Consider the following 16,148-nt stretch of genomic DNA (forward strand, 5'->3'; position numbering starts at 1 on the left):
TGCGATCAAATGGTTAACTTGAGTTAAAGAAATGGTATATATTCAAAGGGATGCTTCGGCATCCCTTTTTTCATCAATAAGGATCATTGCCATGGAAAACAAACAAATCGTCATCACTCAATTTGGTCAGCCAGATGTGCTAGCCATTCAATCGAGTCACGTACCGGAGCCGAAAGAGGGTGAAGTCGTGGTAAAAGTGGCGTTTGCAGGTGTGAACCCGATTGATGTAAAAACACGAGCAGGCCTTGGCTGGGCCGCCGCTCAAAATAAAGATAACCTACCTTGGGCACTCGGTTATGACATTGCTGGTGAAGTACTGACAACTGGGGCTGGTGTAGAGAAACTTGAAGCTGGTGATAAAGTGGCAGGCTTTGTAGGGTTCCCCCTTGTTGGTGGGGGTTACAGTCAATATATCTCGGTACCTGAATCTGCGCTAAGCTTAGTACCCTCTTCAATTACTCTAGAAGCCGCTGCTGCGCTTCCTTTAGCTGGGCAAACGGCCATTCAAGCACTAGATAAAGTGTTCATTGCCGAAGGTCAGCGTGTGCTTATACTTGCAGGGGCTGGCGGTGTAGGCCATATCGCCGTTCAGTTAGCTGTTGCTGCTAAAGCTGAGGTGTTTACTACCTGCGGTGAAGACAACTTGGACTATATGGCGACACTAGGCGCTCACGCAATTAACTACCACTTTGCTCCTGCTTCAGAAAGGGTTGAAGAGGTGGACGTGCTTATTGATTTAGTCGGTGGTGATGTTGCTCTCGATGCCCTCAAATGTTTAAAAGATGGCGCTAAAGTGGTGACAGTGCCGACGTTGTCAGCTGAATTGATATGTGAGAAAGCCAAACTGTTAGGGTTTGAAGCGACAGGTATGCTGGTCGATCCAAACAAAGAGCAAATGGATGCCTTGCTGTATATGGTCAGTATTGGCTTACTAAAGACTGAAATATTTAAAGTGTATCCTTTTGAGCAAGTTGTTGATGCACATATTCAAATTGAAACAGGTCACACAAGAGGAAAGATTTTGTTGGATATGCAATGCTAGAAACGTTTAACACTGCGTTTCAATCTATCGCGTTATGGTTTTCTGATTCTGCTTTATGGGTGTTATTTCTTAGTGGTTTCCTCAGTGCAACCTTATTACCCGGAGGTTCAGAGGCGGGTTTACTTGCTACTCTGAGCCTTAGTCAATATTCTGTCACATCTATCATACTTGCCGCCACCATCGGAAATACCCTCGGTGGCTTGACTAACTATGCCATTGGACTTTGGCTACCAAATCGAACTCATGATAAAAAACAGGGTCATAGAGCCATACAGTGGTTAAAACGATACGGTTATTGGTCACTGTTATTGAGCTGGTTACCTGTGATTGGTGACCCTCTTTGTTTAGCAGCGGGCTGGTTAAGGATGACATTTTGGCCATCTTTTTGGCTAATTTTGCTAGGAAAACTGGCTCGCTACTTGCTACTTACTGCACTGTTTTACGGTTTTTTCTAAGGAATTGTGATGAGAAAAATCTGGTTTGGCGCACTATCTCTTGCCATTTTGGGTGGATGTTCTGCCTATATCGACTACGACGTACCGTTTTTTTCTTCTCTACCACAAGGGGTTACCTTGGTAGAGGAGGTAGAAGCTCAGCCAGGTAAGGCCACGATTCCTTACAGTAAATACCAATTAGAAAATGGACTCACCGTCATATTATCACCGGATCATTCTGATCCATTGGTGCATCTTGATGTCACTTATCACGTAGGCTCGGCTCGAGAGGAAATTGGTAAATCAGGTTTTGCGCATTTCTTTGAACATATGATGTTCCAAGGCAGTGAACATGTGGGTGATCAAGAACACTTCCGTTTGATCACTGAAGCGGGTGGTCGACTCAATGGTACGACTAACCGCGATCGCACAAACTACTTTGAAACTGTGCCGGCTAATCAGCTAGAAAAAATGTTGTGGCTAGAGTCAGATCGTATGGGGTATCTGCTTGATGCGGTATCACAGAGAAAATTCGAAGTGCAGCGCGACACGGTCAAGAACGAACGTGCGCAAAATTACGATAACCGTCCGTATGGTTTGATTTGGGAGAAAATGGGCGAAGCCATGTACCCAGAAGGTCACCCTTATTCGTGGCAAACCATCGGTTATGTAGAAGATCTTGATCGAGTTGACGTGAACGATCTAAAAGCCTTTTTCCTTCGTTGGTACGGACCAAACAATGCTGTGCTTACCATTGGTGGTGACATCGATGTTGATCAAACCTTGGAGTGGATCAGTAAATACTTCGCTCCAATTCCGCGTGGGCCGGAAGTGGAACGCGCAGCTAAACAACCTGTCACGCTTGAACGTGATAAATTTGTCACCCTTGAAGACCGAATTCGCCAACCTATGGTGGTTTTGGGCTGGCCAACAGAATATCGCGGCCATGAGTCGCAGCTTGCGTTGAATGCGCTCGCCACTCAGCTTGGTGACGGCGCAAACTCAATGCTGTATCAAAATCTAGTGAAAACTGAAAAAGCGTTAGATGTTGGTGCATTTCAAGATTGTTCAGAACTGGCTTGTGCTTTCTACGTTTATGCGATGGCACCATCCGGTGACAAGGCCGGTCTGAAGGCTCTCTATGATGACATCATGAAGACGCTGGCTGAGTTTGAACAACATGGCATTAGCCAACAGCGTCTAGATCAAATCATCGGCGTAGCCGAGGCGGATTCAGTATTCGCACTGCAAAGTGTTGAAGGTAAAGTGACGCAATTGGCGTCAAATGAAACTTTTTTTGCTCAGCCAGATCGTCTTCAATCACAGTTGGATCGTCTTAAGGCTGTAACACCGCAATCCGTGATGCAAGCTTATAAGCAATATGTTAACGGACACCATAAAGTGACGTTGAGCGTTGTGCCTACCGGGCAAACGCAATTAGCGGCGGCAACCGCTGATTTTGTTACGCCAGCGCGTCGTCTGCCTGTTTACAGCAAAGTCTCAGATCAAGATCTAGAATACCGACGCCCAGTAGACAGTTTTGACCGTTCCGTTATGCCTGAAATTGCTCAGGGCGTTCAAGCTCATATGCCTGAGTTGTATCGTATGTTCTTCGATAATGGCGTCGAGTTGCTAGGTACGGTGAGCAGCGAAACACCAACGGTGCAGCTTGATATTCGATTCCCTGCGGGTGAGCGTTATGTGCAATCAGGGAAAGAAGGCTTAGCCAACCTTACCGCGGCGTTGTTACAAGAAGGTTCAGAGCATTCAACCTTAGAAGAGCTGCATGCAAGGATGGATCAGCTAGGTAGTAAAGTATCGGTGAATGCCGGTAACTACACGACGTCGGTTATGGTTTCTAGCTTAGAGAAAAACTTACCTCAAACGCTAGCCATTGTTGAAGAAGTACTATTTGCACCAGCCTTCAAGCAAGATGATTTCGACCGTATTAAAAAGCAGATGCTTGAAGGCATGATGTATCAACATCAAAAGCCAAGTTGGTTGGCGTCACAAGCTACCCGTCAGGTGTTGTTTGGTAATACGATTTATCAGCGCTCCGGTGAGGGCTCTCTTTCGTCTCTAGAATCACTAACGTTGGATGATGTGAAGCAGTTTTACCGTCAACACTATACTCCACAGGGCGCACAGGTTGTGGTTGTGGGAGATATCTCTAAGCAAGAGGTCACTAAGCAGTTAGCCTTCATTCAGCAATGGCAAGGGGAAACTGCGCCACTGCTGCGAGCAGAGACACTACCTGAGCTAGGTAAGCAAAAAATCTACTTGGTGAATAAGCCACATTCACCACAAAGTATCGTGCGTTTTGTGCGACAAGGCTTACCTTTTGACGCAACGGGTGAGGCGTATTTGACACAACTTGCTAATTTTAATTTGGCGGGTAACTTCAATAGCCGTATGAACCAAAACTTGCGTGAAGATAAAGGCTATACCTACGGTGCTGGTGGCTATTTAGCTGCGAATAGAGAAATCGGTGCTTTAGTCTTCTCAGCTCAGGTTCGTGCTAATGCGACTTTGCCTTCGATTATCGAGATGCAGAAAGAGCTGACGGAATACAGTGCATCAGGGATGACGAATAAGGAACTCGATTTTTTGAAATTGGCGGTTGGCCAGCAAGATGCACTTAAGTATGAAACCCCAGGACAGAAAACTCATCTATTGGGGAGTATCTTATCGTACAGTCTTGATGAAGATTATTTGCAGCAACGTAATGAAATTGTTGATACTGTAGATAGAAACGTACTTAATGGCTTATCGAAAAAATGGTTTGACCCAAGCCAGTATCAGATTATCGTAGTGGGTGACGCTCAAAGCTTAAAGCCTCAACTAGAAACGTTAAACATTCCTGTGGAAGAGCTTGAAATTGTCCATTAGAGGACACATAAATTAGAGTATTGAACTGGGTAACGTCATCGTTACCCAGTCGTTATTATTAAGCCAGTTCTTTGATATGCAAATAGAACAATAAACATAGGCGACTTCATTTTGACAGATTTTGCTGCGCGATTAGAGCGAGTATCACGTAATCCCGAAGTATTTAAGAACTTTGGTCGTGGTGTAGAAAGAGAAACCCTTCGTTATCAACAAAATGGCAAGCTTGCTAAGACTCCTCATCCTAAGGGCCTCGGTTCTGCTTACGCTAACGAATGGATTACTACAGATTTTGCTGAATCTCTGCTCGAGTTTATTACTCCAGTATCACAAGACATCGATACCTTGGTCGCTCAGTTAGAAGACATCCACCATTTCACGCAAACTCAACTAGGCGAAGAGAAGCTTTGGCCTCTTTCTATGCCTTGTTACGTTGAAGATGAAGATGACATTACTCTTGCTCAATACGGCACGTCAAATTCCGGAAAGATGAAAACCCTTTACCGTGAAGGCTTAAAACGCCGCTACGGTAGCTTAATGCAGATTATTTCGGGCGTTCATTTCAATTTCTCATTCCCTGATTCATTTTGGGATGGTTTATACGGCGAACAAGATGAGTCATCTCGCCAAGCGGCTAAGTCTGAAGGCTACTTTGCGCTGATTCGTAACTACTACCGTTTTGGTTGGCTGATCCCGTTCTTCTTTGGTGCATCTCCAGCATTATGTCCATCGTTTATTAAAGGACGTGATACGAAGTTACCGTTTGAAAATATCGGTTCGACGTTATTCTTGCCAAAGGCGACCTCACTACGCTTGAGTGACTTGGGTTACACCAACAGCGCACAGAGTGTGCTAAAGATTGGCTTCAACAGCATCGAGCAATACTTAGAGGGTTTGAACCAAGCGATTCGAACTCCTTCTGAAGAGTTTGCTGAAATTGGCGTTAAAGTAGATGGTGAATACCATCAACTAAACAGTAATGTTCTACAAATTGAAAACGAATTGTATGCGCCAATTCGACCTAAACGCGTAGCGAAAAATGGCGAAAAACCGTCAGAAGCGCTGGCTCGTGGTGGCGTTGAATATATTGAAGTTCGCTCATTAGATGTAAACCCGTATAGCTCGATTGGTATCGATAAAGATCAAATTCGATTCTTAGATTTGTTCCTAGCATGGGCTGCACTGACTGATTCTGAGCCGATGGATTTCTGCGAGCAGGCATGCTGGCGAGAAAACTGGAATAAAGTGATCAGTGAAGGTCGCACTCCAGGCTTAGAGCTACAGATTGGCTGTAAAGGTGAAGTGCTTACGCTGCAAGCGTGGGCGAAACGTGTATTTGACGAGTTGACGCAAGTGGCCGTTAAGATGGACGAAGCTTTGGGTGGTAATGAATACCAGCAAGCATGCCGTAAGCTAGTAAATTGGATTGATAATCCAGAACTGACTATCTCGGGTCAATTACTTGAAGATACCAAGCGACTTGGTGGTTTAGGCGCTTTAGGTTGTGAGTTTGGTAAAGAGTACCGATTGAAGCATCTAGAACACCAGTATCGTATCTACACAAAAGAACTTATGGAACAAGAAGCTTCTCGTTCTGTTGATGCTCAAGCAGCACAAGAGCAGTCAGATACATTAAGCTTTGATGATTTCTTAGCTCAGTACTTTTCATACTTGAAGTAGCCATCAATGAAAATAGAAAGGACTCTAGCAGTATCACTTCTTTTGGCGGTCGTAGGGCTAACAGGCTGTGCGACTCCGCCACCTGCGCGTCAAGATAACATTTGCGAAATCTTTCGTGAGAACCCTGATTGGTATGACGATGCCGTCGATATGCAAGAAGAGTGGGGCACGCCCATTAATATTGCCATGGCATTTGTGAAACAAGAAAGCAGCTTCCGTCATGATGCGAGACCACCTAAAGATTACATTTTAGGTATTATCCCTTGGGGGCGCGTGAGCAGCGCTTATGGTTATGCTCAAGCACAAGATCCCGCATGGGAAGACTTTCAAAAAGCGACTAACCACGGTGGTTCAAGAACCAGTTTTGATGACTCGCTGATGTTTATTGGTTGGTACACCACAGAGACGCATAAGCAGCTGGGAATTTCTAAATGGGACCCATATAATCAATATCTTGCTTACCATGAAGGAAGAGGCGGATATAAGCGCAAAACATACCAAGGTAAGCCGTCGCTGATTAAAATCGCGCGCAAAGTAGAGCAGCAAGCAAAGGATTATGGTTGGCAGCTAAAACAGTGCCGCCAAGAGTTGGAAAACAATAGCAGTTGGTTCTTCTAGCAACACTAATGTTGTTAGAAAACGGCAGGAGAGGGAATATGCCACTATTAGATAGTTTTACCGTTGATCACACTAGAATGAACGCCCCAGCAGTTCGCGTTGCCAAAACAATGAAGACACCGAAAGGGGATGTTATTACGGTATTTGATCTACGTTTTACCGCGCCCAATAAGGATATTTTGTCAGAACGTGGTATCCATACTTTGGAGCACTTATACGCTGGTTTCATGCGTAAACACCTTAATGGTGATGCGATTGAAATCATTGATATTTCACCAATGGGCTGCCGTACCGGTTTTTATATGAGCTTGATTGGTACGCCGCAAGAGCAACAAGTCGCGGATGCTTGGCTCGCTGCGATGCAAGATGTGCTAAAAGTAGAGAGCCAGAACAAAATCCCTGAGCTAAACGAATATCAATGTGGCACTGCCGCGATGCATTCATTGGATGAAGCGAAGCAAATCGCGCAAGCTATTCTCGATGCTGGGATTGCCGTCAATAAAAATGAAGACTTAGCCTTACCCGCAGAGATGCTGAAAGAGTTAAGTATCGATTAACGTAAAAAGGAAGGCTCAGCCTTCCTTTTTTAATGGTGGGAGCTAGTGTTAATTCACCTTGGGTAGAACTACAATCTGAGTTTTAGCCCAAATGTCATGAAAGCCGCGCTTTTCAGGGTCGAAAGGCACCGTAAAGTTTGCTAATCCGAAGCCAGAGGTCCCAATTCGGATTAAAGCCTGTGTAACGGTAGGTTTTGAGCCATCTTTGTTACGTAATTGGATTTTCCATGCGCGCATACCTAATGTTTGCCCCGCACGAGTCCAAAAGAAGACAAAGAAATATATCCACACGAAGGCTAAGTAGAGAGTGTAAATAGGGCTCCATATCGGATGATTGGTGAGGAAGTCACTAACATCGAGATAAGGTGCAACAGAGATTGCATTTAGTGCGAGTAGAGCGTGCAAAATTGCAATAATGATCCCGGCAGCCATCATTTCGATGGCCAAAATTATCAAGCTGTCATAAAAAAGAGCACCTAGGCGGCGCATAAGCCCTGCTGGTGGTAGGGGCTGTGTATTTGTCATGGTTCAATGCCATATGTTTTGGTTTAGTCAGCAGAATAATACGCCAAACAGAGTGAGGGAAGAGAGCTTGCGCACAGCTTGCAGGTTTGTGGTGAAATAATCAGCAAACGACAACGCTTTCAATCTTTTGCACTTGCACGAACTGTGTTGTTACGTATAATGCCAAACATCAAAAGGCAATAGCCTAAAGATGCCGGTGTGGTGAAATTGGTATACACGACGGATTCAAAATCCGTTGCCTTCGGGCGTGGCGGTTCAAGTCCGCCCACCGGTACCATATTTAAACAACAAAGCCTCGACGAAAGTCGGGGCTTTGTTGTATCTAGAGTTTGATAATTTTAACGAGCGCTAGTGTCTCGAATGCGTAGTCCCCCCTTAATTGATGACAAATATAATTCGTAAAGGCGAAAAGCAAAACGGTGAGATTCGAATAGTTCACTCATAGCCTCTCTGTATCACTAAATAACTCTCCTCATTATTTATCTATTTAGAATTTTAAAAATCTAACTATTAAATAAATTAGTTGTATTGGGTTATCTTGTTGTTCTAATTTATTTAACTAATGCTTTCTATTCAGAACTTATTTATTTCGAGTAATAAAAAATACTTTCCTACCACCAAGTAATACTAATTTATTTTTGATGAATAATTGAATGATGAACATTTCATAAAATGAGATTCTGTTCACGATTAACGCAACCGGTTGCGCTTTTTTGTTCTGAACAATTTTGATACAGTTTTTATTAGCTTAATTGTTAATCAAAAAGGAGCTGGGTGATGAAAAAGATTTTGCTTTGTTGTAGTGCAGGTATGTCTACAAGCATGCTAGTAAAGAAAATGGAACAAGCGGCGCAAGCACGCGGCATTGTATGTGAGATCGAAGCGCTGGCAGTGAATGCCTTCAACGATGCGATCAAAGAATACGATGTGTGTTTGCTTGGCCCTCAAGTTCGTTTTCAACTTGAAGAGCTAAAGAAGGTTGCAGATGAGCACGGAAAGAACATTGCTGCTATCTCACCTCAAGATTACGGAATGATGAAAGGCGATGAAGTGCTGACACAAGCATTAGGCCTAATTAAGTAATCTAATTTTAATTAAATATTAAATAACAGATTAAAGAAGTGATTACGCCACATTAAATTATGTGGTGTAGGGCTTTTTTGTTCCAAAAATAAGGATGGACACTATGAAGCTTTATGACATGGTATTAACTTTCGTCGAAAAGCATATTGCACCACTCGCGGTTAAAGTGGGTAACCAACCCCATGTTCGCGCGATGCGTGACGGATTTATTGTGGCAATGCCATTTATTATCGTGGGTAGTTTTCTACTCATTTTCCGTTTTCCTCCATTCTCACCAGAGACCAAAATGGGCTTTGCGCGAGCTTGGTTAGATGCAGCGGAAAAATACGACCAAATCATTATGATGCCATTTAATATGACGATGGGCATAATGACGGTGTTTGTCACCATCGGTGTGGGTTATAGCTTAGCTAAAGCGCACAAGATGGATGGTATTACAAGTGCGGCACTATCGTTGATGAGCTTCTTGCTTATTGCTGCGCCATTAACCGACGGTGGGTTACCAGCAGGAAACCTAGGTGGTACAGCCGTATTTACTGGTGTGTTTAGTGCTTTCTTCTCTGTAGAGCTTTATCGCTTTATGAAAAAGCACAACATCACGATTCGTATGCCAGATCAGGTTCCACCGGCGATTGCGCGTTCGTTTGAAGTTCTTCTGCCAGTATTGGCCGTGCTGTTAACACTTTACCCGTTCAGTGTTTGGGTTCAAATCCAGTTTGATATGCTGATTCCTGAACTGATTCTTGAAGCGTTTAAACCTCTAGTTAGTGCTTCTAACTCTCTGCCTGCCATCCTTGGTGCATTGATCCTTTGTCAATTGCTTTGGTTCGCGGGTATCCATGGTGCAGCTATTGTTGTTGGCCTAATGTCGCCATTCCTACTGTCTAACTTAAGTGTCAACATCGAAGCATATGTTGCAGGTGAGCCAATTCCAAACGTATTCACTCAGCCGTTCTGGGATTTCTACATCTTCTTAGGTGGTTCTGGTGCAACACTCGCGTTGGTTATTTTGATGGCATTTAGCCGCTCTGCTCACCTTAAGAGTATTGGCCGCATGAGTATCGTTCCTGGCTTCTTCCAAATTAACGAGCCAGTTATCTTCGGTACGCCAATGGTTCTTAACCCAACGTTGTTCCTACCATTTGTGTTAGTGCCTTGTATTAACGCGACTATTGCTTACTTCGCTGTTCACTCAGGACTAGTGGGTATGGGTGTTGCAACTACACCATGGACAACGCCAGCGATTATCGGCGCATCTTGGGGTAGTGGTTGGACTCTAGCACCTGTGCTGTTAGTGGTTGCTTTATTAATTCTCGATCTCTTCTTGTACCTACCTTTCTTCAAGATGTTCGAAAAAGAAGTACTTGCAGGTCAAGATGCGACAGAAGAAGAAAAACAAGCCGAGCCAGAATTGGCAAAAGCTTAAGCTATTAAATAATTTAGATTTTTAAAATAAGTAAGACGTTAGATAGTTTTTACCGGGAGGGTATATGGATCAAGAAATGGTTGTAATGGAGATTATCTGTAATGCGGGTGAAGCGCGTAGTTTAAGTTACGAGGCGTTAAAGCTGGCAAGACAGAATGATTTTGAACAAGCCCAACAAAAGCTGGCACTTGGTAAAGAGTGTCTCAATAAGGCTCACTTGATGCAGACCCAGCTCATTGAAGCAGACGAAGGCCAAGGCAAAGTGCCCATGACACTCGTTATGGTTCACGCTCAAGATCACCTTATGACAACCATTCTTGCTCATGAAATGGCTACGGAAATCGTAGCCTTACATCAGCAGATAGTCGCTTAATGGAGATTTAGTATGTCAAGAGGTGCATTAAAGCTAGCCATCATTGGTGGTGGTAGTAGTTATACCCCAGAACTTATCGAAGGTGTGTTGAAACGCCGCGCGTTTCTTCCTGTTAGTGAAATTCACTTAGTGGATATCGAAGATGGCGAAGACAAGCTCAATATCATTCATGCATTAGCAAAACGTATGGTTGAGAAAGTCGGCGCAGATATTGAAATCAAGGCCAGTTTTGACCGTCGTGAGGCGATCAAAGGCGCTGATTTTGTCATGACACAATTTCGAGTTGGTGGTTTAAAGGCCCGCGCGTGCGATGAGCGTATTCCTTTAAAGTATGACGTCATTGGCCAAGAAACAACCGGGCCTGGTGGCTTTGCGAAAGCACTACGCACCATTCCGGTTATTTTGGATATTTGTCGTGATATTGAAGAATTAGCGCCAAATGCATGGATGCTCAACTTTACTAACCCAGCAGGGCTAGTATCGGAGGCCGTGAATAAACACTCTAACGTTAAGAGCATTGGTTTATGTAATGTGCCAGTCTCTATGCAGATGATGGCAGCCGAAATGCTCGATTGTGAGCCGAATGATGTGCAGCTTGAGTTTGCAGGTTTGAACCACTTGGTTTGGGTTCACAAGGCTTGGCTCAATGGTGAAGATGTGACGGATACCGTGATCGAAAAAGTCGGTGATGGTGCCAACTTCAGCATGAAGAATATTTTCGAAGAACCGTGGGATCCCGATTTCTTGCGAGCATTAGGGGCGATTCCTTGTCCTTATCACCGTTATTTCTATCAGACGGATGCCATGCTTGAAGAAGAGAAGGAAAGCGCGGCAGAAAAGGGTACTCGAGCTGAACAAGTCATGAAAACCGAAGAGTCGTTGTTTAAGCTATATCAAGATGTGAATCTTGATGTTAAGCCTAAAGAGCTTGAGGAACGCGGTGGTGCTTACTATTCCGATGCTTCATTGAATCTAGTTGATGCTATCTACAACAATCGCAATGGTATTCATGTAGTGAATGTGCCAAATAACGGTGCAATTAACACTCTACCGGATGATGCGGTGATTGAATGTAGCGCTGTGATAGGCAGTTGGGGAGCTAAGCCGATTGCTGTTGGTGAGCTATCACCAAACATTACTGGTTTACTCCATCAGGTGAAATCTTATGAACAGTTGACTATTGAAGCCGCAGTTCATGGTGATTATGAAAAAGCTTTGATTGCTTTGGCAAACAACCCTCTCGTACCGGATATCAAACGCGCGAAATCGATCTTGGATGATATTTTGCGAGAGAATGCTGCGTACTTACCGCAATTCAAGCTAACGACGTTGTAGTTGGCTACTCAATAAGTTTGTAATAAAAGCAGAGGAAGAGATGAAAGTCATTTTTAATGCGGACGATTTTGGACTGACAGAAGGCGTAAACCAAGGGATTGTTGAGTCTTTTAGAAGTGGGGTCGTACGGTCAACAACCTTTATGGTTGGTATGCCGGGAGAGGCGCATGCGGTTAAGTTGGCTGCCGATGTGCCGGAACTCAAAATTGGGCTGCATTTGCGATTTACGGCAGGTAAGCCTTTAACTGGTCATAAATCATTGCAAGGTGATAACGGTCTCTTCCCTGCTATTCCGGGTTTTTGGCAAAAGCGGGATTTTGATCCTGTTGAAGTGTATGAGGAAGTCGTTGCTCAAGTTGAACATTACTTAGCGCTTGGGCTCAGTCTGAGTCATATCGATGGTCATCATCATTGTCACACCCACCCGCAGGTTGCGCCTATTGTTTATGAAGTCGCCCAACAATACAAAGTGCCCGTGCGAGGTATTGGCATTGCGGGGTTAGATGAACAACCATGGCGTTATGTGTTTACCTCTCAGTTTTATGACACATCTATTTCGGTTGAGCATGCTAAGCAATTGATGCTAGAGCATGCTCCTCATTGTGATGTTTTGGAGGTCATGTGCCATCCGGCTAAAGTGGATTCGCAGTTAAAGGCGATGAGTAGTTATCTAGCTCAGCGAGAGCAAGAGCTCATAACGTTAACATCACCTGAATTTATCGCGTTTCTTACTGAGCATGATATCCAAGTCACGGATTATTCCGTATTAATTTAGTCCTAGTATATTCCCTGTGTATCATGGCAGCTGTCAGTTTCATTTCCCCCTAACGTTTGGAAACTGACAGCTTTTTTCTCTTTTTATATACCCAAACAACTTTACGTGGCTTGCATGAGGTTGTTTGGGTATAGATAAAATTAAAGAAGGTCATATGGCACGGATAAAAGATGTTGCGGCTCTCGCAGGCGTGAACCGCTCAACGGTTTCTCGAATAATCAATGGCGAGGGTAAATTCAGAGAAGAGACAAAAAAGAAAGTTGAGCAAGCCATGGCAGAGCTTAACTATCGACCAAGTGCAATTGCTCGTTCACTGGCAACATCTTCAAGTAACATGATGGGATTACTTGTTACTTACTATACAGGTGGCTTTTTTGGCTCGATGATGGAGCAAGTGCAGTCTGAGCTCGATACCCATTCTAAGTTTCTAATTACCGCGCAAGGGCATCACTCAGATGCTGGAGAGCAACAAGCGATTCAAAGATTTCATGACTTACGTTGTGATGGCTATATATTGCATAGTCGCCATATCAGTGATGAAACTTTATGTGAGTTTGCCAAACTACATCCTCCTTTTGTCTTATTGGATCGTATAGTTCCGAGCCTAGAGGAGCGATGTATTACCTTCTCTCATCACAAGGCCAGTTCAATAGCGGTGCAGCATCTATTGGACCAAAAGCATCGATTGATTGGTTGTATAACCGGACCGACTTGCCGAGAAAATAGTTTACAACGCAAGCAAGGGTATCTTGATACCATGGCTCAAGCGGGAATTGATGTCAGTGAAAGCTGGTGTGAAGAGGGAAACTATGGCCACCAAAGTGGCTATGAAGCAACAAAGCTTTTGCTCACTCGTCATCCTGAGCTAACCGCTATCTTCTCGTGTAGTGAAGAAATGACGGTAGGCGCGATGCAATATTTGCATGAACATGGTATTCAAGTGCCGCAAGATATTTCAATTGTCAGCTTTGATAGCGTAGAGCGATGCTCTGAACTTTACCCTGCGGTCACGTCAGTATGCTTCCCAATCAACGATATGGCTCAATCTGCTGTGCAAGTGTTGATGGATTTGATTGCTGGTAAAACAGTGTCAAAAGTGCACGATTTTGAGCCAAAGTTAGTGATTCGCAAAGCGGACCGTGCGCTTAGTTAACACTAAAGTCCTAATTACATAATGTGAAACTTGTCTATTCTTTAAGTAAAACAATATATTGGAGATAGGCAATGTTTCAGGTTACCCCTTACTTATTCTTTTCTGGCCGCTGTGAAGAGGCGCTTGACTTTTACTCTCGCTGCTTTGGCGGCGTGACACTGACAAAACAATACTTTAAAGATGCACCGCAGACCGTTGAAGGGGCGGACCCAAACTGGATCATGCACGCTGAGTTTGAAGCTTTTGGCATGAAACTAATGCTCTCTGACGGGATGATGGTGCAGGAGTTAGGTGGTAACAATATTGCGCTGTCTATTGTATTGAAGGACCTTGATCAGCAGGAAAAGCTATTTGACCAACTATCGCAAGGTGGGCATGTCATGATGCCTTTGGCGGATACCTTCTGGGGCGCACGATTTGGCAAGGTTGAAGATCAATTTGGTGTTCGTTGGATGCTGCATTGTGAATTAGTGCAATAGTATAGAGACAGACTCTGTACCTACAGTCACTCCTTGTAACATTTAGAAATTAATAGTCATAACATTCTGCGTGTTCGTGAGACTTGTTGATGATCTGATAGTCATTTTTAACTAGAATACTATCGTTTTATTAATTATTAAGTTGTATATAAAGCGTGGCGAGTATCAAGATCACGGTCGATCGAATTCAGCCTGGGTTACACATTCGATTGCCAGTGAAGTGGAAAGAACATCCGTTCCTATTAAATAGCTTCAAAGTTAAAACTCAAGAGCAGATCCGAATCATCCGACATTTGGGTATTAAGCACGTCTATGTCAATGTCAATCAAAGCGACGTTGCACCTCTTCCCGTTTCTGAAGAACAGACAGCAATTGATCAAGCTGCTAATGATGCGCTAGATGCGAAAGCAGAACAGTTGTGGAATGAAAAACAGCAACGTATTGAAAAGATGAGCTGCTATCGACGCAGAGTAATTGATTGCGAGAAGGAGTTTGAACGCTCGCTTGCTAGAATGCGTGCGGTTATGACCAAGATTCGTAATCGGCCAGAGCAAGCTGTCGATGAAGCCGCACTGCTGGTGGATGATATTGTCGAGCGCCTGTTGAGCGATGATCATGTAACGCTTCATTTAATGAATGGCAAAAGTGAGTTTGAAGATATCTATTTTCACTCACTCAACGTTGCGGTTTTATCAATGCTGATTGGTAAAGCCAAGAGGTTGGACGCTAAGACGATTAAAGATCTGTCTTTTGCAGCGCTTTTCCATGACATGGGTAAGATAAAAATACCGACGGCCATTTTGCGTAAAACCACTCCTCTGACTGAGCCAGAAGTTAATTATCTAAAACTTCACACTAAGTATGGCTTAGATATGGCTGCTAACATTGACTGTTTCCCTGAGGTAACAAAGACAGTCATTGCAAATCATCACGAGCACAATGATGGCTCAGGCTATCCAGCTGGCCTGAAAGAAGGTGATATTGACCAGTTAACCCAAATAGTCGCTGTCGCTAACGCTTATGATAACCTTTGTCATAACACGGTCGTATCTGACCAAAAGATTCCTTATGTGGCGCTTTCTCATTTATATAAGAACTGCAAGCATCTATATAACCACGACAACTTAAGTATTTTGATCAAGTTTATGGGGGTGTACCCACCAGGCACGGTAGTGCAGCTATCAAATAACATGATTGGTTTGGTTATATCAGTTAACTCAAGCAACATCTTATATCCTAACGTACTGATTTATGACCCTGCGGTTCCAAGAACTCAGGCTCCGATCATCGATTTAGCTGAAAAGGATATAAAGATAGTAAGTGCGATACTCCCGCAGAAGCTTCCAGATAAAGTAAAAGAATATTTGAACCCTAGATCGAGAATCTCTTACTTTTTTGATAGTGATGATTAAAGCAAAACTCAACTTATCAACAGGAATTTGTGAATAACAGGTGTGTAAGGTGAGGGTATTCTGAGTGCAAATATTCACTTGGTTAAAGGCTGCTCATTCAATCAAAAAAACTAAAAAAATATGCATTTTAGGCTTGCCTTAAAAAAGGAACTGCCTATAATGCGCTTCCACTGACACGGCAGACGCCACAAGGCTTCAGCGGTTAGTGAATGAGGTGAAAGCTTCTAAGAAATAAATTTGAAAAAGTGTTTGACTCTTCAAGTTATCTCGCTAGAATGCACCTCCGCTTTGAGAGAAAGTTTCTCGAAAAGCAAAGCTCTTTAACAATGTAAACCTATCAATCTGTGTGGGCACTCGTTGATGATAATCC

Annotated in this window: 15 protein-coding genes and 1 tRNA gene; 15 read left to right on the forward strand and 1 reads right to left on the reverse strand. The window is 43.6% G+C overall.

The features are described 5' to 3' along the window. The first annotated feature begins 91 nt into the window (after positions 1–91). From OH461_RS16555 to luxS, 6 genes are all read left to right on the forward strand, one after another. Positions 92–1,042 (forward strand): NADP-dependent oxidoreductase, encoded by a 951-nt coding sequence (locus OH461_RS16555; protein ID WP_270021669.1) that lies wholly within the window; start codon positions 92–94, stop codon positions 1,040–1,042. Continuing rightward, positions 1,036–1,497, forward strand: coding sequence for a YqaA family protein (locus tag OH461_RS16560; RefSeq protein WP_270021670.1), 462 nt, complete (start codon positions 1,036–1,038; stop codon positions 1,495–1,497). The genes OH461_RS16555 and OH461_RS16560 overlap by 7 nt, the downstream gene beginning before the upstream one ends. Positions 1,498–1,506: 9 nt before the next feature. Then, positions 1,507–4,365 (forward strand): M16 family metallopeptidase, encoded by a 2,859-nt coding sequence (locus OH461_RS16565; protein WP_270021671.1) that lies wholly within the window; start codon positions 1,507–1,509, stop codon positions 4,363–4,365. A gap of 111 nt (positions 4,366–4,476) precedes the next feature. Next, positions 4,477–6,042 (forward strand): glutamate--cysteine ligase, encoded by a 1,566-nt coding sequence (gene gshA, locus OH461_RS16570; protein WP_270021672.1) that lies wholly within the window; start codon positions 4,477–4,479, stop codon positions 6,040–6,042. A gap of 6 nt (positions 6,043–6,048) precedes the next feature. Continuing rightward, positions 6,049–6,660: a transglycosylase SLT domain-containing protein gene (locus tag OH461_RS16575; protein ID WP_270021673.1), complete on the forward strand. Its 612-nt coding sequence runs from the start codon at positions 6,049–6,051 to the stop codon at positions 6,658–6,660. A 38-nt stretch (positions 6,661–6,698) separates the two neighbouring features. Beyond that, positions 6,699–7,217, forward strand: coding sequence for an S-ribosylhomocysteine lyase (gene luxS, locus OH461_RS16580; protein WP_260262148.1), 519 nt, complete (start codon positions 6,699–6,701; stop codon positions 7,215–7,217). A 48-nt stretch (positions 7,218–7,265) separates the two neighbouring features. Here the strand turns inward: luxS and OH461_RS16585 are convergent, their stop codons facing one another. Then, positions 7,266–7,742: an RDD family protein gene (locus OH461_RS16585; protein WP_270021674.1), complete on the reverse strand. Its 477-nt coding sequence runs from the start codon at positions 7,740–7,742 to the stop codon at positions 7,266–7,268. 192 nt (positions 7,743–7,934) lie between these two features. Here OH461_RS16585 and OH461_RS16590 point away from each other — a divergent pair. From OH461_RS16590 to OH461_RS16630, 9 genes are all read left to right on the forward strand, one after another. Further along, positions 7,935–8,019: transfer RNA gene (locus tag OH461_RS16590), tRNA-Leu, on the forward strand. A 500-nt stretch (positions 8,020–8,519) separates the two neighbouring features. After that, a complete protein-coding gene (locus OH461_RS16595; protein WP_260262146.1) occupies positions 8,520–8,825 on the forward strand; it encodes a PTS sugar transporter subunit IIB in 306 nt (101 codons plus the stop codon). Between the two features lie 103 nt (positions 8,826–8,928). Beyond that, complete coding sequence (locus OH461_RS16600) at positions 8,929–10,251, forward strand: PTS sugar transporter subunit IIC (protein WP_270021675.1); 1,323 nt, start codon at positions 8,929–8,931, stop codon at positions 10,249–10,251. Positions 10,252–10,315: 64 nt separating this feature from the next. Beyond that, positions 10,316–10,624 carry a PTS lactose/cellobiose transporter subunit IIA gene (locus OH461_RS16605; RefSeq protein ID WP_270021676.1) on the forward strand — a complete coding sequence of 103 codons (309 nt, stop codon included), beginning with the start codon at positions 10,316–10,318 and terminating at the stop codon, positions 10,622–10,624. Between the two features lie 12 nt (positions 10,625–10,636). Continuing rightward, positions 10,637–11,959, forward strand: coding sequence for a 6-phospho-beta-glucosidase (locus tag OH461_RS16610; RefSeq protein ID WP_270021677.1), 1,323 nt, complete (start codon positions 10,637–10,639; stop codon positions 11,957–11,959). A 40-nt stretch (positions 11,960–11,999) separates the two neighbouring features. Continuing rightward, positions 12,000–12,734 carry a chitin disaccharide deacetylase gene (chbG, locus tag OH461_RS16615; protein WP_270021678.1) on the forward strand — a complete coding sequence of 245 codons (735 nt, stop codon included), beginning with the start codon at positions 12,000–12,002 and terminating at the stop codon, positions 12,732–12,734. A 154-nt stretch (positions 12,735–12,888) separates the two neighbouring features. Then, positions 12,889–13,887 carry a LacI family DNA-binding transcriptional regulator gene (locus OH461_RS16620; RefSeq protein ID WP_270021679.1) on the forward strand — a complete coding sequence of 333 codons (999 nt, stop codon included), beginning with the start codon at positions 12,889–12,891 and terminating at the stop codon, positions 13,885–13,887. A 71-nt stretch (positions 13,888–13,958) separates the two neighbouring features. Beyond that, positions 13,959–14,366, forward strand: a complete 408-nt coding sequence (locus OH461_RS16625) for a VOC family protein (protein ID WP_270021680.1) — start codon at positions 13,959–13,961, stop codon at positions 14,364–14,366. A gap of 155 nt (positions 14,367–14,521) precedes the next feature. Next, the gene (locus tag OH461_RS16630; protein WP_270021681.1) at positions 14,522–15,778 is read left to right on the forward strand and encodes an HD-GYP domain-containing protein; all 1,257 of its coding nucleotides are present in this window, start codon (positions 14,522–14,524) and stop codon (positions 15,776–15,778) included. Positions 15,779–16,148 lie beyond the last annotated feature (370 nt).

The sequence above is a fragment of the Vibrio sp. LaRot3 genome (assembly GCF_027587025.1).
In the GTDB taxonomy this organism is placed as follows: domain Bacteria; phylum Pseudomonadota; class Gammaproteobacteria; order Enterobacterales; family Vibrionaceae; genus Vibrio.